This is a genomic window from Gilliamella sp. Pra-s52 (assembly GCF_009795805.1).
Classification (GTDB): Bacteria; Pseudomonadota; Gammaproteobacteria; order Enterobacterales; family Orbaceae; genus Gilliamella.
The window spans coordinates 19,583-43,312 of the sequence record NZ_WTEY01000010.1 but is presented as its reverse complement, the minus strand read 5'-3'; the positions used below and the strand labels follow the sequence as shown (position 1 = coordinate 43,312).

Sequence of the window (23,730 nt, the reverse complement as noted above, 5' to 3'; positions counted from 1 at the left end):
TTACAGCTTTAAAAAACAGAAAAGTTAACCGTGTATTTTGTATTATTGTTGATAAACTGTTTTCCCGCCAACGATAGTGGTTAGTACTTTCACATTTTGAATATCAGTTGTTGGAATAGTAAATGGATTACGATCTAAAATAATTAAATCCGCAAATTTTCCTTTCTCGATTGAACCAATATATGCCTCTTGTTTTAGAACATAAGCCGCATTGATTGTTGCGCTACGTAATACTTCGGTAATGGTTAAATTGCGATCACTGTCTAATCGAGGATGTTCGGCATCGATTTGTCTGGTCATGGCAATTTGGAAATCATACCACTCATTTAATGGATCAATTGGCCAATCACTTCCAAATGCGCAAGTTACACTTGCATTTATATATTGTCCGTGAGCTTCTAAACCGTTATAACGCTCAGGACCAAATAATGTCTTATATTGTTCGATCATCGCTGAGCTACAGCCGGCCCATTGGAACGAGAAAACTACACAAGCGTTCAATTGCTGATATCTAGTAAATTGATGTGACGCACTAAGCTCATTATGAGCAGTACTTGGACGTATGTCTGCATTAGGCAATGCTTTACGCATTTTTTCAATGGAATTTAAAACGACTTCAATCGCACCTTCACCTACTGTATGCATATGTGGATGAAACCCTGCTCGAGATGACTCAAGAATTAAAGCATCTAGCATCTCAGTAGAATAATAAAGATCACCATAACGATCTTTTTCATTTTCAAGCAAATAGGGTTTTAATAGCCTTGCAGTCATTAATGGTGCTTGCATTACGCCGTCAACAAACAACTTAGTATGTGAAATTTTGATTCCTGGTTTTGGTTGCCAGTTTTTATCGTCATAACGTGCTGCAAATTGCTTTACTTTGTTAATAACATTTGGGATATCTTCAATTGATGATACATCATCTGGTGGTAGTTCACGAGCACCAAATAAGCGGACAGATAGCTGGTCTTGTTGCTGTAGTTTTAAAAAAGCATCGGCTTGAACTTCTGTAATTCGGGCATCCATAACTGCAGTGACACCTTGCTTATTGAGTTCCGCTTGTGATAGTTTAGCAATGTTTACAGCTTGCTCATCGGTAAGTTTAGATATGCTATCAAATGCTCGCATAGCTGGCGCATCTTCTAAAATGCCGTTAAGTTCGCCATCTTCAGTACGACCAATTTTACCGTCAGTTGGTTCAGGTGTATTTCTATTTAGTCCAAATTTTTCTAAAGCAGTGCTATTGGCAACTAACGTATGGCAATCGTTTGAAAATAAAATAACAGGGCGTTTTGTATTGAGCTTATCAAGGTCAAAGCGTGTGATATCGGTGCCAATTGGCAAAACTTCTTGTCGTAACCAACCTCGAACTTGTAGCCAGTGATTATTATCGTTTATAGAATCCTTATCTAAATATTGTTGTATAATGGCTAAAGTATCATCAATTGTTAAGCTTTGATAATTCAAATTACATGATGATAATTGCATTCCTCCCCAAAAAGTATGCAAATGCGAATCAATGATACCCGGCATCATGGTTTTACCTTGTAAGTCACAAATGATCGTATGATTATCGACATATTGACTGCTATTTATTTCTTGCGTGGTGCCTGTTGCAATAATATAACCGTTTTCGATTGCTACAGCTTGGCAAACAGTGTCTTGCTTGTCAGCTGTATAAATATAGCCATTAATGTAAATAACATCCGCTTTAACCATGATTAATGATTCCTTAAAATAAAGATCGAAATGAAAAGTGAACGATAGCAGATTTATAAAAAATTTGTCAAATGCAATAATTTTCTTTATTGTGTGCCGAGATTATGCTAAAACTAGTTTATTTGTTACAGCGTCACAAGGTGAGTCAGTGAAATATCAGCAATTAGAGAACCTTGAATGTGGTTGGAAGTGGCACTATTTAGTAAAAAGGCATCAGGACGGTGAACGTATTACACGGCATGTTGAAAACAGTGCAGCTGAGCATGCTGTGAATGAATTATTGTTATTACAACATAATCCAACAGCAGTTATTGATTGGATAAAAGCACATTTAAATCCCGATTTAGATAACCGTATGAAGCAAACTATTCGGGCAAGACGAAAACGGCATTTTAATGCAGAGCAACAAAATACACGGAAAAAGTCTATCGATTTGGAATTTTTAGTTTGGCAACGACTTGCTAATTTGGCTAAACGCCGAGGTTGTACGTTGTCGCAAACAATTACACAACTAATTGAAGATGCTGAGCAGAAAGAGCAATATGTAACAAAAGTATCAACAATTAAAGATGATTTGCTGTCGATGCTTGATGTGAAGCAAAACAGTAAATAACGTAAATTACAGGATAAATAGGTTTAATTATGGGAAAATCCCTTGTTATTGTGGAATCACCAGCCAAAGCTAAAACGATTAATAAATATCTTGGTAAAGATTTCGTGGTTAAATCAAGTGTAGGTCACATTCGAGATCTACCTGTGAGTGGTAGTAGCCAACGAGCTGAAAAAACTGCAAAAGATACAAAAAATAAAACCGAGAAAAAGGTTAAACGTTCAGAAAAGCAGGTCTTAGTTGATCGTATGAGCGTTGATCCTTATAACGGTTGGAAAGCACATTACGAAATTTTACCGGGTAAAGAGCGGGTTGTATCTGAACTTAAAAAGCTAGCAAAAGACGCAGACATGATCTATCTCGCAACCGACTTGGATAGAGAAGGGGAAGCCATTGCATGGCACCTTAAAGATGTTATTGGAGGTGATGATAGTAAATACCGTCGTGTGGTCTTTAATGAAATTACCAAAACCGCAATCAAAAATGCGTTTAATGAGCCATCAATGCTTGATATGGATCGCGTAAATGCACAGCAAGCACGTCGATTTATGGATCGTGTTGTAGGGTTTATGTTATCGCCATTACTTTGGAAGAAAGTTGCCCGAGGATTATCAGCTGGCCGTGTACAATCGGTTGCGGTTCGTCTTGTCGTTGAGCGTGAGCGTGAAATCCACGCCTTTATTCCTGAGGAATATTGGGATCTTTATGCCGATCTAAACACCGCAAAGAAAGATCAGCTTACTTTACAAGTTACACACTACAAAGATAAAGCTTTTGAACCTAAGGATAAAGTTGCGATTGATATTGCTTTGGCCGAGCTCAACAAAAGCCAATATCAAGTCACAAATATTGAAGAAAAGCCAACCAAAAGCAATCCTACAGCGCCGTTTATAACCTCGACTTTACAACAAGCGGCTAGCACACGTTTAGGGTTTGGTGTTAAAAAAACCATGATGTTGGCACAGCGATTATACGAAGCAGGTTACATCACCTACATGCGTACTGACTCGACCAATTTAAGTCAAGATGCTTTAACCATGGTACGCGATTATATTGGTAAAAACTTTGGTGACAAATATCTACCTAAATCAGCTAATGTATACAGTAGCAAAAAGAACTCGCAAGAAGCACACGAAGCGATTCGACCATCAGATGTTACTATCTTAGCTGACAATCTTAGTGATGTTGAAGCCGATGCGTGCAAATTATATCAACTAATTTGGCGTCAATTTGTGGCATGTCAAATGACATCGGCTGAATACAATTCAACAACACTGACTGTTGAATCTGGCGATTTCACTTTAAAAGCTAAAGGTCGTACATTGCGTTTTGATGGTTGGACTAAAGTGCAACCACAGCTAGCTAAAAATAGTGAAGATAAGATATTACCGCAGGTATCGGTAAACGATAAGCTCGATTTAATTAGTTTAAACCCAAATCAGCACTTTACTAAGCCACCAGCACGTTACAACGAAGCGTCATTAGTTAAAGAGCTTGAAAAACGTGAAATTGGACGCCCTTCGACTTATGCGACTATTATTTCGACTATTCAAGATCGAGGTTATGTACGTTTAGATAACCGTCGTTTTTATGCTGAAAAAATTGGAGAAATTGTTACTGACAGACTTAGCGAGAATTTCAATGATTTGATGAGCTATGATTTTACCGCTCGTATGGAGCATGCACTTGATGAAATTGCACATAAAAAACAAGAATGGCGTGAAGTGCTTGACCAATTTTTTAGCGACTTCAGTCAACATCTTGAAGTGGCCGAACAAACGCCTGATAAAGGTGGTATGCAACTTAATCCATTGGTATTAACGCCTGAAATCAAATGCCCAAATTGTAGCCGTGAAATGGGAATTAAAACTGCGGGTACTGGCGTATTTTTAGCCTGTTCTGGTTATGCATTGCCTCCTAAAGAGCGTTGTAAACAAACGATTAACTTAATCCCTGAGCATGAAACACTTAATCTTTTAGAAGAGTCTGAGACAGCCGAAACTGACGCATTAAGAGCACGTAAACGTTGTCCAAAATGCCACACAGCAATGGATAGTTATTTACTTGATAACGAACGTAAATTACATATTTGTGGTAATAACCCAATTTGTGATGGCTTTATTGTCGAGAAAGGTAACTTCAAAATAAAAAGCTATGAAGGTCCAATTATTGAGTGTGAAAAATGTGGTTCAGAAATGCATTTAAAATCAGGTCGTTTTGGTCTTTATATGGGATGTACTAACCCTGATTGTAAAAATACACGTAAAATCTTAAAAAATGGTGAAGTTGCGCCACCGAAAGAAGATCCTGTTGATTTACCTGAGCTTCAATGCAGTAAATCAGATGCACACTTTGTGTTACGTGATGGTGCTTCAGGAATCTTTTTAGCTGCGCATAACTTTCCAAAATCAAGGGAAACACGAGCGCCTTTAATTGAAGAGTTACAACGCTTTAAAGATCGCTTACCAGAAAAATTTATTTACTTAACCGAAGCACCAAATAAAGATCCTGAAGGCAATCCCTCTATTGTTCGTTTTAGTCGTAAAAATAAACAACAGTATGTCACTTCTGAAGTTAATGGAAAATCGACAGGTTGGGTAATGCACTATGTGGATGGCAAGTGGATTAATGGTAAAAAATAGGTAAGAACCTTTAAATTTTATTAAAAGTTTCAAAGGAGTATACCTTTCAGTATAAAACGATTGTTTTTTGTGCTGATGTGTGAAAAACTTACCTCCTAAATTCTCCCTTTTAAAACATTATTAAAAGGGAGAAAGCATACAGTTAAAGGAGCTTTTGTTTGTCATGAAATTGCAGCAATTACGTTATATTGTTGAAGTCGCAAATAACGATCTTAATGTATCGCTAACATCCGAAAAACTGTATACCTCTCAGCCAGGCATTAGCAAACAAATAAAGCTATTAGAAGATGAACTTGGTGTGCAAATTTTTACTCGAACAGGTAAACACCTTTCACAAGTAACCCCCGTTGGTGAAAAAATTATTGCATCGGCTAGAGAAATCCTCAATAAATCTAACGATATCAAAATTATTGCCAAAGAGTTTAGTCAGCCAAATCAAGGATCACTCACTATTACAACCACTTATACTCAAGCCCGTTATGCTTTGCCGTCTGTGATCCAAAAATTTATGAAGCAATACTCAAATATTACTTTACATATGGAACAAGGATCATCTGCACAATGCATATTACAAGCACAAACAGGGCTAGCGGAATTTGCTATTGTGACTGATATTTCACAATTAAATGACGATATGATCGCTTTGCCTTGCTATCACTGGAACCAAGCGGTTATTGTTATGAAAGATCATCCTTTAGCAAAAAGCCGCTTGATATCGATTGAAGAATTATCTAAATATCCGTTAGTCAGTTATGATTTTTCAAATGATGGTTCAGATTTAAATCAAGCCTTCTTAAAGGCTAAGCAATCGCCAAATATTGTTTTTAGTACAACCGATGCTGATTTAATTAAAACTTATGTAAAGCTAGGTGTAGGGGTGGGTATTGTTGCAAAAATGGCGGTAAGTAATAATTCAGATGATAATTTTGTTGTACTTAACGCAGGACATATCTTTCCTTACAGTACGACCTATATTGTTTTTTCACGATCGCTATTTTTACGTAGTTATATGTACGATTTTACTCATCTTTTTGCACCTCATTTGAATCGACAAACAGTTGATAAGCTTATTTTATGTGAAAACAATACCGAAGTATTAGCAATGTTTAACGGGGTAAAATTACCCGTTTGCTAAGTTGATTTATTGTTTTATGCTAATTGAATATAAAATTAACACTAAAGTGCAATGGGATTTGCACTTTAGCTAGGTTTATTATTTATGTCTTGCTTTTAAAATCCCGATCACATCTTGTAGCGATAGATTCTGATCTTGAAGTAAAACTAAAAGATGATAAACCAAATCAGCAGATTCATTTTTTAACTCTTCGCGATCATGTACGGTTGCGGCTAATGCTGTCTCAACGCCTTCTTCACCAACTTTCTGAGCAATACGTTTAGTGCCGTCATGATAGAGTTTGGCGGTATATGATGATTTAGGATCGGCATTTTTACGCCCCGCTATTAACTGTTCTAACTCAAACAAAAATCCCCATTCGGTTTTTACTTTATCAAAACAGCTATTTGATCCTGTGTGACAAGTTGGACCAATAGGATCAACTAAAATCAGTAAAGTATCATTATCACAATCTGCCGAAATACTCACCACATTTAAAAAGTTACCAGACGTTTCGCCTTTGGTCCAAAGTCGCTGTTTGGTGCGTGAATAAAACGTCACTTTACCACTATTTTTTGTTTGCGCTAATGCCTCTTGATTCATATAACCCAGCATCAGCACATCACCAGAAACATAATGCTGAATAATCACCGGCATTAGATTGTTTACTTTTTGCCAATCCAGTTGTTGCAAATCTAGTTGTTGTAAATTTAATTGTTGTAAATCTAATTTTGTATCGCAATTTTGAGTTAACATAATCGAATTTCTACTCCATTTTGAGCTAAATACTGTTTAAGTTCACCAATATTAATAATTTGCTTATGAAATACTGAAGCAGCTAATGCACCATCAACGTTGGCCGTTGTAAAAGCTTGTAAAAAATGAGCCATAGAGCCCGCACCACCCGAAGCAATAAGTGGTACATGACAGACTTCACGAATAGCTTTAAGTTGAGTCAGATCATAGCCATTACGCACACCATCTTGGTTCATCATATTAAGGACAATTTCGCCAGCACCACGCTTTTGCACCTCTTTAACCCAATCAAGCGTGTTCCATTTAGTGGCAATGGTGCGCTTTTCATCTCCTGTAAATTGGTAAACGTGATAATTATCAGATTCTTTGTCATACCAAGTATCAATACCAACAACAATACACTGCACACCATAACGATCGGCAAGGCGAGTAATTAAGGTTGGATCAGCAAGTGCAGGGGAGTTGATTGAAATTTTATCAGCACCAAATGAGAGTATTTGCCCTGCATCTTCAATTGTTTTAATTCCACCAGCGACACAAAACGGAATATCAATCACCTCGGCAACTTTAGCAACCCAGCTTTTATCTACTACACGACCGTCAGATGAAGCCGTAATATCATAAAAAACGAGCTCATCAGCGCCTTCTTGAGCATAGCGTTTTGCTAAAGGGACAATATCGCCAATAATTTCGTGATTTCGAAATTGCACGCCTTTAACCACTTGACCATCACGAACATCTAAACAAGGGATTATCCTTTTTGCCAGCATAAAATTGCCTCCTGAACAGTAAATTTACCTTCAAGCAGTGCTCGCCCGACAATCACGCCAGCAACACCACTATCTTTAAGCGCTTCAATATCATCTAATTGACCAATTCCGCCAGAAGCTTGAAAAGCGATTTGAGGGTATTTTTGACTGATTTCTTGATACAACTTAACATTTGAACCGCTAAGCGTACCATCTTTCGAAATATCAGTACAAAGCACATGTTTCAATCCATAAGGCAAATAGCTATCAATTACGCATTCCAATGTCTGTTTTGAGTCTTCTTGCCAACCGTGGATAGCGACATACTTGTTTCCTTTAGAATCAATTCGTACATCAAGCGCTAATACCAATTTTTCAGCACCATATTTTGTAAACCACTGTTTAACAATTTCAGGTTGTTTAATGGCGGTTGAACCAATCACCACACGCGCAGCACCTGCGGATAATAATGCTTCAACATCATTTTGGGTACGAATACCACCACCAATCTGCACAGGAATTTGAACACCACTAATAAGTGATTTTATTAACGAAATTTGCCTAGCATTAGGATCTTTCGCACCAGTTAAATCCACCAAATGCAATAGCTTAGCACCTTGCTTTTCGTAATCTTGTAAACGTAAAAGCGGATTATTGCCATAATCACGTTTTTGTTCATAATCGCCTTGATGTAATCGCACCACATTACCGTCAATTAAATCAAGAGCAGGAATAATTATTGGGTAAACAGCCATAATTACATCTCCAAAAAGTTTTTGAGCAATTTTGCACCGGCTAAACCAGAACGTTCTGGATGAAATTGCACGCCGTAAAAATTGTCTTTTTGCACGGCTGCGGTAAAGCTTTCGCCGTAATTGGTTTCTGCTATTGTTGCTGAGCATAGAGGCATTGCGTATCCATGTACAAAATAAAAATAAGCACCATCAGGAATTTCTCGAAAAAGATGATGTCCGGCTTTTGGGTAGACTTTATTCCACCCCATATGCGGAAGGGGTAATCCACAATCAGGAATTTCAGTCACTTTTTCATTAATTATACCAAGTGTATGCACATTCCCTTCATTACTATAATCAGCTAAAAGCTGCATACCAAGACAGATCCCTAATACTGGCTGAGTACAAACTTTTATCAGTTCAATTAAATTACGCTCTTTTAGTTTTTGCATCGCTGCTGAAGCAGAACCCACACCGGGCAAAAAAAGCTTGTCTGAATTTAACACTACTTCGGGATCAAGGCTAATAATTGGCTTATAACCTAATCTTTCTATTGCATACTTAACCGATGAAAGATTGGCGCAGCCAGTATCTAAAATGACAACATTCATTTATAGCACTCCTTTTGAGCTAGGTAGTTGGTCACTTTCAATCTTAATTGCTTGTTTTAAGGTGCGAGCAAAAGCTTTAAACAAGCTTTCAACTTTATGGTGATCATTATCGCCTTCTGTTTCAATATGCAAGGTGATTGCCATTGCATAGCTGATTGAATAAAAAAAGTGCTCAACCATTTGAGTGCTCATATCGCCCACTTTCTGGTGGGTAAACTGAGCCGAAAATTTAAGATAAGGGCGACCTGAAATATCCATTGCACATTTTGCTAAACACTCATCCATCGGAATTACTGAAGCATAGCGAGTTATACCACGTTTATCACCGAGTGCTATTTTTAAAGCCTCACCCAAGGCAAGCCCTGTATCTTCGATAGTATGATGATCATCAATATGCAAATCGCCATCGACTTGAATATTAAGTTTAATTCCACCGTGAGTGGTAATTTGATCAAGCATATGATCAAAAAAACCGATCCCCGTATTGATATGACTACCACCTTGACGATCAAGCCATACTTCAACGCGTATTTTTGTTTCTTTGGTGTTGCGTTCAACTTTCGCATAGCGATCTTTAGTGGTTAATTGTTGGGCGATTTCGCTCCAATTTAAATTTTCAGGGTGATAGCGTAGTCCTTTGATTTGCATATTTTCAGCTAACTGAATATCTGTGACCCTGTCACCAATAACGTAACTATTGGCTTTATCTAATTTGCCACTGGTAAGATAAGGTAAAACTAATTGAATTTTTGGTTTACGGCACTCACAATTATCTTTAGGAAAATGAGGGCAGATAAGGACCTCCTCAAAATTAACCCCTTGTGATTTAAAAATCTGCATCATTAAATTATGCGGACCCACAAAATCGGCTTGTGGATAGCTACTGGTACCAAGTCCATCTTGATTCGTCACCATCACTAGCTTATAGCCAGCGGCTTGCAATTTAAGAAGGGCAGGGATTACATTCGGCTCAAAAGCCAGTTTATCAAAGCGATCAACTTGAAAGTCAACGGGTGGTTCGGTAATTAATGTGCCGTCTCGGTCAATAAATAAGTATTTTTGTAACATATTTGCTCCTATTTTATTGCTTTGAGCGCAGAAATAACCGCTTCGCACTCAGCTTGGGTGCCAATGGTAATTCGAATCATATTATCTTGCCCAATCGACTTGCTTTGATCGCGTAAAATAATACCTTTATGCCATAAGGTTTCAAACACTGCTTTATGGTCTTGGAACTTTACGCATAAATAGTTTGACGAACTGGGATAAACTTTTTCAACAATCGATAATTGTGTGAGTAAACTGGCAAATTTTTCTTTTTGTTTATTTAAATTGATGACATGCAACTTCATAGTATTAATCCCCTCTTTACTCAGCGCTTGAGCGGCAATATCGGCAACAGGCGTCGCAAGAGGATAGGGGGCAATCACTTTTTGTAATGCATCAATAACCGGTTTATTTGCGATGGTAAAGCCACAACGTAATCCTGCCAAAGCAAACGCTTTTGATAGTGTGCGTAAAACCACTAAATGTGGATAGTCAGCAAGCCAACTTACGACCGTTGAATTTGGAGAAAACTCAATATAAGCTTCATCAATTATAACTAAGGCACGATCGTAAGCGATATTGAGTAACGTCTTGATATCTTCAGGATCAATCAAGTTACCCGTTGGATTATTTGGCGAACAGACATAAATCAACTTAACTCCCTCAAGATTTTGCTCAATACTTTCAAGATCGAGTTGCCAATCAGCTGTGGTAGGCACGGTTTTAGTATTTATACCTAACGTTTCCGCACTCACTTGATACATACCATAAGTTGGAGGGCAGTACAAAATGCTGTCTTTTTCTGGCTCACAAAATGCACGCATTAATAGCTCAATGGCTTCATCTGCACCCCGGCTAACAATTAACTGCTCAGATTGCACGCCTGCATATTGTGCATAACGCTGAATTACTTTTTCAGGCTGTGGTTCTGGATAACGGTTTAAGGATTGATCGGTCAATTCAAAATGTGGAGCAACAGGATACTCGTTTGCATTTAGCCATACATTACCTTGACCACCAATACGGCGAGCAGATTGATAAGGCGTTAATTGCTGAACATTTTTTCGAACTAATTTATTGATATCCATTTTAACCACCTATTTTTGATTTATTGAATTTAATACCGCAAGTCTAAGGCTAACCGCTTGTTTATGGGCGGTGAGTTGTTCCGCTTCTGCCATTAACTCAACCGCATGACCAATAGCTTTTAACCCCTCTGGTGATAATTTTTGCACCGTCATACGTTTTTGAAAATCTGCCAAACCAAGACTAGAGCAGGTTGCTGTATAGCCATAAGTTGGCAAAACATGGTTCGTTCCTGAAGCATAATCGCCGGCTGATTCTGGCGACCAATCGCCTAAAAATATTGAACCAGCACTGGTTATCTGTTCCACTAACTCATCGGCATTACGGGTTTGGATAATTAAATGCTCAGGTCCATAACGATTACTAATTGCCACACACTCATCCAAATCTTTTGTGACAATCAAACGGCTTTCTTGGAGTGCCTTTTCGGCAATACCTTGGCGAGACAGCTCAGCCAACTGTTTATCCACTTCTTGCGAAACAGCTTGAGCAATCGTTTCATCTGGCGTTAATAACACCACTTGCGAATCAGGACCATGCTCAGCTTGCGATAAAAGATCGGCGGCAATAAAAGCAGGATTCGCTGAACTATCCGCAATCACCAACACTTCAGACGGACCTGCTGGCATATCAATGGCAGCGCCATCAAGTCGCTGGCTAACTTGTCGTTTAGCCTCGGTAACATAAGCATTACCTGGACCAAAAATCTTATCAACTTTAGGAACCGACTCAGTACCTAGCGCCATTGCACCAATGGCTTGCGCACCGCCTAATTGATAAACCTCGCTAACACCACACAACTGAGCAGCATATAAAATCTCGTCAGCGATGGGCGGTGGCGAACATAAAATAACTTGACGACAACCCGCAATTTTAGCTGGCGTTGCAAGCATTAACACAGTAGATAATAAAGGGGCAGAACCACCCGGAATATAAAGCCCAACTGAATCAATAGGACGAGTAACTAACTGACATTTTACCCCCGGCATTGTTTCGACCGTAATGGATTGATAGGCTTGTGCTTGGTGAAATTTTTTAATGTTGGCAACCGCTAATTGCATGGCTTGTTTTAATTCAGGATTAACACGATTTGCGGCGGTTTTAATTTCTTCTTTTGTAAGCTTTATTTGCTCAATTTGAACTTTATCAAATTTGTTACTTAATGCTTTTAGAGCCTCATCGCCGTGCTGTTTTACTTGTGCCAAAATATCGGCTACTGCCTTGCTAATCGAATCCGACGCATTAATTGCAGGGCGAGTCAGTAGTATCTTTCGTTGATCGTCAGTACATTGTTGCCAATAAGAAAGTTTCATCTTATTACTCCATCATTTTTTCAATTGGTAATACAAGAATTGAACTTGCGCCTAATGCTTTTAACTCTTCCATGGTTTCCCAAAATAGAGACTCACTACTCACCATATGTAATGCAACACGATTTTGCTCACCAGTGAGAGGCAAAATAGTAGGGTTTTCTGCACCCGGTAATAAGGCAACAATATCTTCCAAAACAGCGGTAGGGGCGTGGAGCATAATATATTTCGATTCGCGAGCCTGAATAACGCCTTGAATGCGTGTCATGATTTTATCGATTAACGCCTGTTTTATTGGTGGCATTTCGCCTTGACGTTGAATTAAGCAGGCTTTGGATTTATAGATAACTTCGATCTCTTTTAGTCCATTGGCCTCAAGCGTTGCACCGCTAGACACCAAATCACAAATAACATCAGCAAGCCCTGCTCTAGGGGCAACTTCGACCGAACCATTCAGCAAACAGGTCTTAAAGGTAACATTATATTGAGCAAGATAACGGCGGAGCAGATGAGGGTAAGTGGTGGCAATACGCAAATCATTTAAACATTCTGGTCCAGAATATTCAAAATCACGAGGTGCAGCGATCGACAACCGACAGCCACCAAAATCTAAACTGCGCAATTTTTTAAATTGTGGATCTTCGCCTTCGGCCTGCCTATCTAATACTTCTTCTTCTAAAACATTTTCGCCGACAATCCCAATATCGACAACACCATCAATAACCAATCCGGGGATATCGTCATCACGAACACGCAAGATATCAATTGGCATATTTTCGGCAAAAGCGATCAAACGTTGTTCTTGAAGATTAATTTTAATACCACATTGAGCAAGTAACTTTTTTGATTCGTCACTTAATCGACCTGACTTTTGCATTGCAATGCGTAAACGCGAATTATCCAACATATCTTTCTCCAAAGTTATCTAAAAATTTATAAACCACAAACAAAAAACCCTCGGAAGTTTGATCTTCCGAGGGTTCTCTGCTTGCTTTTGCGATATCACCGGAAGATCAACGTCTTCCAGCACCAATCGCCCGAAGACTATTCAGGAATGACGGTGATGATGTGTACTAATAGCATTAGTAATAAAAACGCAAAAACAATTCATAAAAATAAAAAACCTTTAACTGAGTTGATAATTAAAGCTACTGAACAAAATATAACAGAATTTACATGCTCGCAACTTTTTTTTGATTTTTATTTAAAAATTTTTATATAAAAATAGTAAACAAGTTTAGATGTAAATCTTTAAAATAGCATTATCGAATCACTTTTGACTGATGACTAACTTTATAACGGCAATAGTGCTCAAGCTTGTCTAAAAAGTGGATTAAATTTTGGTCTGTAAATTCACTTTTTATAAAATAACACCCATCGCCTGTGATTTTATAAAATTCGATGATTTCCTTAAACGACATGACCATGTTTTCGAACAAGGTGAATTGATTTGAATTCATATAAATTGTAATAAACTGAAGCTGATTTGTTTTTTCTTTAATAGTAAATTTTTCAATAATATGACTATCATACAATTCTTGAACTCGCTGTCCAACAGCCTGTCCTGACAAAAATACTTTTTCGCCAATTTCTTTCCATGATTGGCGACTATTTTTTTTAAGTTCATCTAAAATAGCGCGATCTTTTTTATCCATACTTGCTCATCTTTTTCATATTGAAAGTAGCTAAGTAATAATACTTTCAATTCGTTATGTAACAGATAGCGTAATTATCGCATAATTATCAACTCAAACATAATTTAAGGACAAAACAATGAAACAAGGGTTAATAATTATCGACGTACAAAATGACTATTTCCCAACGGGTAAATTTACTTTAAACAATACAGAATTAACATTACAAAATACCTTAAAACTACAAAAACACTTTAGATCACAACAACTCCCAATCTTTTATATCCAGCATATAAAACCCGATCCTCATGCTGATTTTTTTGCTAACGGAAGTTTAGGTGCTGAAATTCACCCAAGTTTGTTACAGCTTGGTAACTTGCATGAATATCTTGTAAAAAAAGCATTTCCTAACAGTTTTTATCAAACAGAGTTACAACAAAAATTACAACAAGAACAGATTCAACAACTTGTTATTTGTGGAATGATGAGCCATATGTGTGTTGACTCAACAACACGTCACGCATCTGAACTTGGTTATCAACCGATATTAATTCATGACGCTTGTACAACTCGTGATCTTGAATTTGACGGTAAAACGATTCCATTCCAAGTGGTACATAATAGTTTTATGTCTGCCTTAAGCAATTTTGCATCGGTTATAAGTTGTGAAACGTTTATTCAAACCAAATAGATTATTTGATAAATTATCGTATTATGATTAAATGATTATGGCTAATGGATGCCACAAAAGTGATAGCATAACAAACGTCCTAAAATCCTACACCTAATTTATTCTAATCATCTAAAAAAGGCGATATTCCCCACCCAAAAACTATTCAGGAAAGACGTTGATTTTATTGGTATTTTTTGGGTGTTTTGTCAAAAAACAGCTAATATCCTCACTAATATGCAATATACTTAGGCAACACACTAAATCGACCACTCCCCAACAACACTAAACTAAGTGCAGTGAGGGCCATAAAAGCTGGGTATTCCCAACCGCCACCTGAATTACTAAATGACCAGCCATTCACCGAGTGAATAAATGTAATAACAGTCATTTGAATCACTGCTAATAAACTAATAATGCGCGTTAAAATGCCTAAAAGTAATAATAGACCACCACCAATTTCAAACATAATTGTTAAGTAACCTACAAAACTTGGAAAGCCAAGTGATTGAAAATATTGTGCGGTGCCTGTTGGAGTAAAGACAAATAGTTTGGTGAAACCATGCGCTAAAAACATAACACCTAATGCAATTCGTAATATTAGCGAAGCTAGATCTATTTGGTAGTATTTCATTTTTGATGTCCTATAGGTTGATTATTACGATCAATTATTACTGTTTGTTTATCATAATGGTTATTATTTTGTAGATAAATAAGCTATTATGTGATTTATTGTCATAATAAATGGAACAATTGATTTGTGTAGGTGAAAGCAAATGGATAGATCTAACAAATTACTAGAAATGACGGTTTTTGTGGCGGTGGTTGATTGTAGTAGCTTTGTTGATGCGGCAATTAAGTTAAATATGTCTAAGCAGGCGGTGTCACGTTATATTCAAGCATTAGAAGATCGCTTGCAAGTTCGGTTATTGCAACGAACCACTCGCAAAATGGTTATTACTCACGAAGGGCAAATTTTTTATTTGCAAGCTAAAGCCATTATTAATGCCACTATAGAAGCTGAAAATAACCTCACTTTAGATCAAGCAAGTCCTCAAGGTATTCTTCGGGTTAATGTGCCTGTGAGTTTTGGTATTTTGCACTTGGCACCTTTATGGCAAAATTTTATCGATAAATATCCCAAAATTGAACTAGATATTACATTATCAGATCGTGTGGTTGATTTGCTTGAAGAGGGTTACGATCTTGCTGTTCGAATAGGCCAGTTAGAAAGTTCGTCGCTGATTTGTCGTAAGTTGGCCACTACGCAAATTATCGCCGCCGCGTCGCCTGATTATATTGCTAAGTATGGCATGCCGAATGATCCTAACGATTTGTTCAATCATAAAATTGTGATGTATAGTCAGTGGGCTAAAAAAGAGCAATGGCACTTTTATAAAGGTAATACCCGTCAGTCAGTTAACTTAAAAGCGAATGTCTATTGTAATAATGGTGATACTTGTCGCCAAATTATGTTACAAGGCGGAGGTATTTCGTTGCAACCTGATTTTATTATTGGTCAAGACCTAAAAATAGGGCGATTGGTGCGTGTTTTGTTGGATTACAATATTGAGGATTTGAATATTTATGCAGTTTATCCAAGTCGTAAATTGTTACCACTTCGAACTCGTTGTTTAATTGATTTTTTAGTTAGTGAACTAAATGATTATCAATGGTCTGTTAACTAAAAAATAATAGTTATTATTTGAAATATTTTCTGAAATCATATAATTTATTGAAATAATACAATTAGATTTAATATCAATTTTAATAAAATAAATGAATAATAAATAAGGAATTAGAAATGAGTTTATTTTCACGCTTGTTTGGCAAAAAGTCCCAACCGCAGTCTCAACTTTGCCAAGCAGATGATGTATTGATCGAAAATACCAATATTAAAGAAGCATTATCGTTAAGTATTGTATTTAAAGGTTCGGTCAACTTTAATGAAAGTGATTTGTTAGATTCGCTGCGTAAGTTAAATCCCACGCTAAAAAACGCACAATATCAAACTCCTTTTGGGCAGTTGGATGAGGGATCTTATGCCTTAGTAGGTTGGGGAAAGCATGTGGTAAAGCTGTTTGGTATTAATGCACCTTATCCTGTTGATATTTTAGAGGAGTGTGTTACTCCTGCTCATTATAGTCAGGAGCTTAAAGAACAAATTCGTCATAACGATAGCCATTTGCTTTTATATTATGTGGGATATGACCAAGATGTGCTTGAGCAATATTTAGCTTTAACTTATGTAGCAGCTTGTTTTGAGCCATTTAATGCCTTAGCGGTGATTAATCCTAATGGCCATACTTCTTTGCCTGTTAATGTTATTCATAAACTAATCGCAGATAAAGATGGTATTAATAGTTTATGTTATTGTTTACCGACGTTTTTTTGTGGTTTTGTTAAATATGATGTCGAAAACGTTAAAGGTGTTTGGATGCGTACCTATGGTGCCAGTGTTTTTTGTTTGCCAGATTTTGCTGTATTGGCAAATACCCATGATGAGGGCGAATACTATTTTGATATGTTTGGTAATATTCTACAGTATTTGCGTGATAGTGGTGCAACAATGGTACCAGGAGATACTATGGAAGTAGGGGATAATAAAATAATGTCACTACGTGCACCTAAAGGTGATGAGTATTTTTTAAAAGATACAGGCTATGTTTTGGTGGTTGAAATTAATAATAACTCAATCTGATAAATAGCAACGTGTTAAAAAAGCAATCTAATAAACTAAAACGCCTAATTTTAAATAGGCGTTTTAGTTTATGCTAATTTCTTTCATCATTATAGGCTACCACTAAATAGATTATTTTCCGATTGTTTAACTTGGCAAAACCATAACCACCCATCATGATGGAAATAGAATGCAATATTGTTATCAGTGCAAATAAGCAGGCTATCATCACAAATGCAATCTAAGCAAGTTGTCGATATTTCTATTCCTTTAGTATTGGCATCATAGTAGTAGCCTGATTTAATCGAATAATGTTTTACTATTTGATTAAATGCCTCAAAAGTATTGTTATCAATTTTTACACAATAGTGATTTAAATGGTTATCAAGATGTTTAATATTACTGGAAAATTTTTTCCATTTGCTATGAAGCAAAAAGTGATATCGTTGTTTTCTGTTTGTTTGTATAAAATTGTTTATAAAAAATTTTAAATGATTAATTTTTTTGCTAAAAAGATTCCATTTAATTGTTTTTTTGATATTTCGATTTGTTTTGCGATGACCTCTACATAAAATTTATCGCTTTGAACAATATAATGCCAATAATCACCACAATCATAATGTTGCCAATCAGGAAAATGGGATTGTCGTTCATTTTTTAATTGTTCAAGCCATGATGATTCTGGAATAATCCAATAACAAGCATTAAAATCATCACCATCACAATGGCTATAGTAAGCAAGCTGTTTGTTTCGTTCAAAACGCATTGCCCAAACATCAGAAAACTGAAATATTCCTGTAAATTTAGAATATTTTGCTGGTTTGTACCATATTTTACAATAGGCGGTTAACTTATCGCCGCTAGATTTTATAACAAGATCATTGTTGGGTGCTTGCCAAAAAGGAAGTTCAATGGGATAGGCAAGATCTTTTACTTGTGATTGTTGATAAGTGATACCATGAGAGGTTAAAGTTGTTTGAATATGCTCTTCAACGTGACAATTAAGGCATTTATCTCTTGCAATCATAAAACTAAGAATATAAGTTGGACGAAGAGCAATATCAAAAATACGATCGATTTTGTCATGAACCATTATTGTAAAATCATCTAATTTAGCCTTAGCTATGCTACTGTCATTTTTATAGGTGAATGTACTGTTGAAGGTCTGCTCAAGATTGTCCAATAATTGTTCAAATGTGCAATCCTCATTAATTAAAAATCTTAACCATTTTTGGGGTGTATTCATCTGTTCCTACTTAGCACTATTCTTTTGCGATTAATTTAAGGGCGATCTGGCAAAAATATTTCCCTGTTTTCGATAATATTTAATGAATTTTATTCTTTTTTGAGATGAATTGTTAGGTTAAATTGATTTTTGTTGTCTAAATCGATGATACAGTATGTAAAATCAGTAAACAAACTAGGCAAATAGCACTAAAATTTAGTTGAAAATTTAAAGTAATTTAACTACTCATATTGTTAAGTGATAATTTTACTGTAAAGTTTAATAGGTTTATAGAAAAATGGATTACATAGAATAATAATTCATTTCCATCCCGATACTTAAAATAGAAAAGATATAACGAAAAAATTTGTTTTTATTCTTATCCTTATTTTTAGCCTTTGTGGATGTGCGTATAAAAATATTTTACCGAACAAAGACGTTATTATAAAATTAAAAGCCGATGAAAACACCGGTATTATTGCCGAATCCAAACAATATTCATACCAATTTACTAGTCCAGATGCGTTACAGAAACTCAAAATTTATCGTGAATTTTTAACCGAATATAAGAATTATGTTAAAAGTGTATCAATCACTTTTTATCAAGAAAATATAGATGGTGAAATTACTGCTCGGTATACCAATTTTATCTTCAAAAAAACATTAGGTGATAAAAAATTCCTTGAAAAGGATAAATCAAATTTGGTTTTAGAAGATGGCTATTATCAAGTGCTATTTACAACCAAAGGGATGGCTTATAAGCAAGCCAATACGTTGTCTGAACAATATTTATTGTCAAAACCAATAAGCATATCATTTAAAACAAATCATGAAATAAATATCATTTGATATTAGTGGGGAGGATTATATTTCCAATTTTTATTCCTATGGCAATGATTTGTTGTGCTGTCGGCTTTTGTTAAAATATCTATCATATTGACTTGTTTAGCATTAATTTTATACTGTTACGTTAAAATATTAATTATTGACCGATGAAGATTTTGATTGAATTGCTTAATTATCTCCTTTTCCCTATACGCAAGCCCAATTTTTGCCAGTTAACACAGTCTTTACAACATAAAACAATTATTATTACTGGCGCTAGTTTTGGAGTTGGTGAGGCGTTATGTTATCTTTTGGCTGATATTGAGTGTCAACTGATTTTAGTGGCTAGAACAGCAGATAAATTGCAATTCATTAAGCAATCGTTATCAAACAAAAAAGCAAAAGTTGCACTGTTTAGTGCCGATTTGCGTGATGCTAAACAGTTAGATAGTTTTATTACTTATTTAGAACCTTATCATGTTGATGTCTTTATTAATAACGCAGGTATATCAATTTGCCGCCCAATTATGCAATCGTTAGATCGTATGCATGATTTTGAAAGAACCATTAAGCTAAACTATTTGGCTCCCGTTAAATTGTGTTTGGCATTAGTTCCTAAATTACAACAAGCGAAAGGGCACATTGTTAATGTTTCGGCAATAAACGTTTTGTTAGCACCAACAGTTAATTGGGCGGCTTATCAAGCATCTAAAACCGCTTTTGACCAGTGGCTACGTTGTGCTAGTAGCGAGTTTGAAAACCAGCAGATAGCCGTTTCGACAGCTTATTTGCCTTTAGTTAAAACCCGAATGATAGCGCCGACTAAAATCTATAAAAAACTTCCTGCATTGCAACCTAACCAAGCGGCAACTATTATTAGTCGTTTGCTTGTTACCAAAAAACGTCAATATAAACCATGGTGGGCGATTTTGGGGCAACTGGCTTCTGTTATTTTTAACGGCGTTTGGTGCAAATTAAATTATTATTATATTAAGAAAAAACAATGATAAAATCGATTTTAGCTTTGTATAAAACGCAATTATTGACCTTTAAAGGCATTAGGTATTTATTTACTAGTATTCGTCTTGTTGGTATGAATTTAATGGCTTTGCTATATATTCGCCAAAGACTTTGCCCTGAGCAAATTGCGATTAGCCAAGATGGTGTTTGTATTAATTACCGCACACTTTATTGTCAATCTCAACATTTGGCAATGCAATTAGCGTTACATTGTGGTATTAAACCTCATCAAAAAGTCGCTATTATGGCAAGTAATCACACAATTTTGGTTCATGCTTTATTTGCAGTGGCAAGGCTTGGGGCTGATATTTATTTATTAAATACTGAGCTATCGGCGGCACAAGTTAATGATATTAGCAATAATGTGCAATTTGATTGGGTCATTTATGATCCTGATGTTACTGCGCTACCACCTATAAAAAACAGCTTGCCAACTTATCATGAAAGCCAAACTTCTGTTTATTCATTATTAACCGCTTTGCCGTTAACGCCTCAAACTAAAATTAAAGTGACGCACTTTGCTAAGGTGACAGTTTTAACCAGTGGTACAACGGGGCGCTTTAAGATGGCAGGGCGTAGCAGTAAAGCGCAGAATTTTATGCGTCCATTTTTGCAGTTATTAGTAAAATTGAAACTTAGCCATTATAAAAAAATCTATATTGCTACACCGATTTATCATGGTTTTGGTATAGCGACTTTATGTATGTCGGTATTATTAGGGGCAACCATGTTTTTAACTAGGCGATTTGAAGCTAAAAGATCATGTCAATTAATTGCTGATAATCAAATTGAAGTGGTGACATTGGTGCCTTTAATGTTAAATCGAATGTTGACATATTCTGTTGATCAACTTAAAAGCCTGAGTTGTATTATTACTGGTGGAGCACCGATTACTGCGATGTTGGTTAAACAAACATTAGATCAGCTTGGTAAGGTTTTATTCAATTTGTATGGCACGTCTGAAGCTGGCGTTTGTATGATTGCCACTCCCGATGATTTAGCTATCAAGCCAACGACAATAGGTAGGCCACTTAAAGGGCTTTGCGCTAAATTAGTAGCAAAAGAAGATAAAAAGGAGCTTTATATCAAATGTGCTTGGTCAACGTTGGGCAAGCGTTGGGTTGCAACTGGGGATTTGGCTGATAAAGATGCTGAGGGATTTTATTATCTAAAAGGTCGAGTAGATGATATGATTGTTTCAGGTGGGGAAAACGTTTATCCGTTTGAACTAGAGCAACATTTACTATCGCATCTTGAAATTAAAGATACCGCTGTTATTAGTGTTCCTGATACAGAATTTGGGCAACGGTTAGTGGCTTTTGTTGTTTTAGTACCTAATAGTAAATTAACCGAAACAGTACTATTTTGTTGGTTAAAGTCTCAAATTGCCCGTTATCAAATGCCGAAAAAGATCAATATTATCGATCAATTACCTATGACAAAGATCGGTAAAGTTGATCGAAAACGACTAACTCAACTGTATTTGTCTTGTTAGTCATATTTTGTAATTTAATGATATTGAATTGGCTGTCCGTGTTGTTCATTTGGTTGTTCGTCGTTAACTAAAAGTAGGCAGGTATTACTTGATAATACGGCTTGTTGTAATCGTTGTTTGTCTTGTTCATTAAGATCGTTGATGCACGCAACGATATAACTGCAGGTTTGGCTTCGTAGTGCCTTTTCTATTGTCGATATTAGATTTTCGTTTTTTAAATTACTTAAATGAACAACTTTTTGTTTGTCTAACCCTGCAGTATTAATCCATGAACGTTTTAACATTGGGCGTTCAGAAAGCCATAATTGCCATTTTTTGGCTTTATTAAGTGATTTTAATAAAGAGCGTTGTTGCTGTAACAGTTGTTGAAAAGGTGATTCAAAATGAATTGCCATAAGTTGTTGTGATGAATGTTCAATTAGCATAATAACCTCAATACTGTGTCTATATACAGTGTATATTAATACAGTATTTTGGTGTTGTAAACTCTATTTGTGATTATTTTTTGTATTATTTGTTAATTAAATCACTTTAAGATCGCAAATATTGGTACGATAAAATCCCTAAAAATGTCATTAAAACAGAGCCAATTACATGAATCAATATGGCTGCTAAGCCCCAAGATATTCGACCTTCTTGTAAAAAGTTAACAATTTCGGCTGAAAAAGTCGAAAAAGTTGATAGTCCACCACAAAAACCGGTTATCACAAGCAAACGCCATTCGGCAGAAAGGTTAGAATGGTTAAAAAAGGCAATGGCAAAACCAATAATATAACCTGCAACCAAATTAGACAGTAATGTGCCTAGCGGAATTGCAAAAGCAATAATATTTAATTTAAGCGATAAAAACCAACGCAACAAACCACCCGCCACCGAACCGATCGAAATAGCTAAAATCAGTTTTAACATATGATATGTCCTTGCTTATATACTGAAATAAAAAGTTATTTTATAAAATTGAAATATGAATTTGCTATCGATATCAATAATAATTGATGCATAAACATTTGAAGCGATCATACCAGTAGAAAATAGAAATAGGAAATTCTAAGCAGATTGAGATAGAATGTTGAGTATTATTAAGTATTGAGGTTTATATATGTTTACAGGTATTGTGCAAGGTGTTGGTCAGATTATTGATATTGAAGATAAAGATAAATTAAGAACATATAAAGTTAAATTGCCACATCAATTGGCCAATAAAATTGAAATTGGTGCTTCAATTGCTAATGATGGTTGTTGCTTGACGGTGACAGGTTTTGAGCAAGATTGGGTATCGTTTGATATTATGCAAGAAACCTTAGCGTTAACGACATTAGGCGATAAGAAAGTCCATGATTTTGTTAATATTGAACGTAGTGCAAAATATGGCGATGAAGTAGGTGGACATATTATGTCTGGTCATATTTCTTGTACTGCAACGATTGTTGATATTCAAAAAACCGCAACCAATTGCCAAATGATGTTACAGTTGCCTGTAGAGTTTAGTAAGTATGTATTATATAAGGGCTTTATTGGGATTGATGGTGCAAGCTTGACAGTTGGTAAGGTTAACGATAGTTGTTTTCAGATTCATCTAATTCCTGAAACGCTTGCCATTACCACATTAGATGCTAAAAAAATTGGGGACAAAGTTAATATCGAAATTGATTCTCAAACTCAAGCAATTGTCGATACCGTTGAGCGAGTATTAGCAACAAAAAATTGGGTTAATTAAATCGTTAAAATATCAAGATGAAAGTTACTTTAAAACTTAGAATAAAGGTTAGATAAAATAATTAAGATTAGGGGGATTGGATA

The 23,730-nt window shown here is 36.0% G+C and carries 24 protein-coding genes and 1 other annotated feature; of the genes, 9 read left to right on the top strand and 15 right to left on the bottom strand.

What is annotated here, in order from left to right; translation table 11 throughout:
• Window positions 1-42 precede the first annotated feature (42 nt).
• Window positions 43-1,722, bottom strand: coding sequence for an amidohydrolase (locus tag GQ594_RS08240; protein WP_160412177.1), 1,680 nt, complete (start codon window positions 1,720-1,722; stop codon window positions 43-45).
• Between the two features lie 148 nt (window positions 1,723-1,870).
• On the opposite strand from GQ594_RS08240, the gene matP reads away from it, so the two are divergent.
• The 3 genes from matP to cysB all read left to right on the top strand — a co-directional run bounded on the left by matP (window position 1,871) and on the right by cysB (window position 6,109).
• On the top strand, window positions 1,871-2,335 hold the full coding sequence (gene matP, locus GQ594_RS08235; RefSeq protein WP_160399714.1) for a macrodomain Ter protein MatP: 465 nt from the start codon (window positions 1,871-1,873) through the stop codon (window positions 2,333-2,335).
• 29 nt (window positions 2,336-2,364) lie between these two features.
• The gene (gene topA, locus GQ594_RS08230; RefSeq protein WP_160412175.1) at window positions 2,365-4,974 is read left to right on the top strand and encodes a type I DNA topoisomerase; all 2,610 of its coding nucleotides are present in this window, start codon (window positions 2,365-2,367) and stop codon (window positions 4,972-4,974) included.
• Between the two features lie 163 nt (window positions 4,975-5,137).
• Window positions 5,138-6,109, top strand: coding sequence for an HTH-type transcriptional regulator CysB (cysB, locus tag GQ594_RS08225; RefSeq protein ID WP_160399716.1), 972 nt, complete (start codon window positions 5,138-5,140; stop codon window positions 6,107-6,109).
• A 78-nt stretch (window positions 6,110-6,187) separates the two neighbouring features.
• Here the strand turns inward: cysB and hisIE are convergent, their stop codons facing one another.
• The 9 genes from hisIE to GQ594_RS08180 all read right to left on the bottom strand — a co-directional run bounded on the left by hisIE (window position 6,188) and on the right by GQ594_RS08180 (window position 14,036).
• Window positions 6,188-6,844 carry a bifunctional phosphoribosyl-AMP cyclohydrolase/phosphoribosyl-ATP diphosphatase HisIE gene (gene hisIE, locus GQ594_RS08220; protein ID WP_160412173.1) on the bottom strand — a complete coding sequence of 219 codons (657 nt, stop codon included), beginning with the start codon at window positions 6,842-6,844 and terminating at the stop codon, window positions 6,188-6,190.
• The gene (gene hisF, locus GQ594_RS08215; protein WP_160412171.1) at window positions 6,838-7,614 is read right to left on the bottom strand and encodes an imidazole glycerol phosphate synthase subunit HisF; all 777 of its coding nucleotides are present in this window, start codon (window positions 7,612-7,614) and stop codon (window positions 6,838-6,840) included. Before hisF ends, hisIE begins: the two co-directional genes overlap by 7 nt.
• Complete coding sequence (gene hisA, locus GQ594_RS08210; RefSeq protein ID WP_160399952.1) at window positions 7,596-8,333, bottom strand: 1-(5-phosphoribosyl)-5-[(5-phosphoribosylamino)methylideneamino]imidazole-4-carboxamide isomerase; 738 nt, start codon at window positions 8,331-8,333, stop codon at window positions 7,596-7,598. Before hisA ends, hisF begins: the two co-directional genes overlap by 19 nt.
• Before the next feature lie 17 nt (window positions 8,334-8,350).
• Window positions 8,351-8,938, bottom strand: coding sequence for an imidazole glycerol phosphate synthase subunit HisH (gene hisH / locus GQ594_RS08205; RefSeq protein WP_160399719.1), 588 nt, complete (start codon window positions 8,936-8,938; stop codon window positions 8,351-8,353).
• Window positions 8,939-10,006: a bifunctional histidinol-phosphatase/imidazoleglycerol-phosphate dehydratase HisB gene (gene hisB, locus GQ594_RS08200; RefSeq protein ID WP_160412168.1), complete on the bottom strand. Its 1,068-nt coding sequence runs from the start codon at window positions 10,004-10,006 to the stop codon at window positions 8,939-8,941.
• 8 nt (window positions 10,007-10,014) lie between these two features.
• Entirely contained in the window at window positions 10,015-11,073 is a 1,059-nt protein-coding gene (gene hisC, locus GQ594_RS08195; RefSeq protein ID WP_160399721.1) for a histidinol-phosphate transaminase, read from the bottom strand.
• Between the two features lie 9 nt (window positions 11,074-11,082).
• Window positions 11,083-12,384 (bottom strand): histidinol dehydrogenase, encoded by a 1,302-nt coding sequence (hisD, locus tag GQ594_RS08190; protein WP_160399722.1) that lies wholly within the window; start codon window positions 12,382-12,384, stop codon window positions 11,083-11,085.
• A gap of 4 nt (window positions 12,385-12,388) precedes the next feature.
• Complete coding sequence (gene hisG, locus GQ594_RS08185; RefSeq protein ID WP_160399723.1) at window positions 12,389-13,288, bottom strand: ATP phosphoribosyltransferase; 900 nt, start codon at window positions 13,286-13,288, stop codon at window positions 12,389-12,391.
• Between the two features lie 38 nt (window positions 13,289-13,326).
• Window positions 13,327-13,451 (bottom strand) — a sequence feature (His leader region).
• Between the two features lie 192 nt (window positions 13,452-13,643).
• On the bottom strand, window positions 13,644-14,036 hold the full coding sequence (locus GQ594_RS08180) for an Lrp/AsnC family transcriptional regulator (RefSeq protein ID WP_160399724.1): 393 nt from the start codon (window positions 14,034-14,036) through the stop codon (window positions 13,644-13,646).
• Window positions 14,037-14,154: 118 nt separating this feature from the next.
• Between GQ594_RS08180 and GQ594_RS08175 the strand changes: the two genes are divergently transcribed.
• Window positions 14,155-14,706 (top strand): cysteine hydrolase family protein, encoded by a 552-nt coding sequence (locus GQ594_RS08175; protein ID WP_160412166.1) that lies wholly within the window; start codon window positions 14,155-14,157, stop codon window positions 14,704-14,706.
• 211 nt (window positions 14,707-14,917) lie between these two features.
• Here the strand turns inward: GQ594_RS08175 and GQ594_RS08170 are convergent, their stop codons facing one another.
• Window positions 14,918-15,319, bottom strand: coding sequence for a DoxX family protein (locus tag GQ594_RS08170; RefSeq protein WP_160412165.1), 402 nt, complete (start codon window positions 15,317-15,319; stop codon window positions 14,918-14,920).
• Between the two features lie 142 nt (window positions 15,320-15,461).
• On the opposite strand from GQ594_RS08170, the gene GQ594_RS08165 reads away from it, so the two are divergent.
• Window positions 15,462-16,373, top strand: a complete 912-nt coding sequence (locus GQ594_RS08165; protein ID WP_160412163.1) for a LysR family transcriptional regulator — start codon at window positions 15,462-15,464, stop codon at window positions 16,371-16,373.
• Between the two features lie 116 nt (window positions 16,374-16,489).
• Window positions 16,490-17,386, top strand: a complete 897-nt coding sequence (locus tag GQ594_RS08160; protein ID WP_160412161.1) for a DUF4261 domain-containing protein — start codon at window positions 16,490-16,492, stop codon at window positions 17,384-17,386.
• Between the two features lie 89 nt (window positions 17,387-17,475).
• Here the strand turns inward: GQ594_RS08160 and GQ594_RS08155 are convergent, their stop codons facing one another.
• Together GQ594_RS08155 and GQ594_RS12045 are read right to left on the bottom strand one after the other, a co-directional pair.
• Window positions 17,476-17,799 carry a hypothetical protein gene (locus GQ594_RS08155; RefSeq protein WP_160412159.1) on the bottom strand — a complete coding sequence of 108 codons (324 nt, stop codon included), beginning with the start codon at window positions 17,797-17,799 and terminating at the stop codon, window positions 17,476-17,478.
• A 53-nt stretch (window positions 17,800-17,852) separates the two neighbouring features.
• A complete protein-coding gene (locus GQ594_RS12045) occupies window positions 17,853-18,611 on the bottom strand; it encodes a hypothetical protein (protein ID WP_202112534.1) in 759 nt (252 codons plus the stop codon).
• A gap of 971 nt (window positions 18,612-19,582) precedes the next feature.
• On the opposite strand from GQ594_RS12045, the gene GQ594_RS08145 reads away from it, so the two are divergent.
• Both GQ594_RS08145 and GQ594_RS08140 read left to right on the top strand, forming a co-directional pair.
• Entirely contained in the window at window positions 19,583-20,422 is an 840-nt protein-coding gene (locus GQ594_RS08145) for an SDR family NAD(P)-dependent oxidoreductase (RefSeq protein WP_160399727.1), read from the top strand.
• A complete protein-coding gene (locus GQ594_RS08140) occupies window positions 20,419-21,930 on the top strand; it encodes a class I adenylate-forming enzyme family protein (RefSeq protein ID WP_160412158.1) in 1,512 nt (503 codons plus the stop codon). Before GQ594_RS08145 ends, GQ594_RS08140 begins: the two co-directional genes overlap by 4 nt.
• A gap of 14 nt (window positions 21,931-21,944) precedes the next feature.
• Here the strand turns inward: GQ594_RS08140 and GQ594_RS08135 are convergent, their stop codons facing one another.
• Both GQ594_RS08135 and crcB read right to left on the bottom strand, forming a co-directional pair.
• Complete coding sequence (locus GQ594_RS08135) at window positions 21,945-22,355, bottom strand: SulA-like leucine-rich domain-containing protein (protein WP_160399729.1); 411 nt, start codon at window positions 22,353-22,355, stop codon at window positions 21,945-21,947.
• Between the two features lie 106 nt (window positions 22,356-22,461).
• Window positions 22,462-22,839, bottom strand: coding sequence for a fluoride efflux transporter CrcB (crcB, locus tag GQ594_RS08130; protein WP_160399730.1), 378 nt, complete (start codon window positions 22,837-22,839; stop codon window positions 22,462-22,464).
• A 190-nt stretch (window positions 22,840-23,029) separates the two neighbouring features.
• On the opposite strand from crcB, the gene GQ594_RS08125 reads away from it, so the two are divergent.
• On the top strand, window positions 23,030-23,647 hold the full coding sequence (locus GQ594_RS08125) for a riboflavin synthase subunit alpha (RefSeq protein ID WP_160412156.1): 618 nt from the start codon (window positions 23,030-23,032) through the stop codon (window positions 23,645-23,647).
• Window positions 23,648-23,730: the final 83 nt, after the last annotated feature.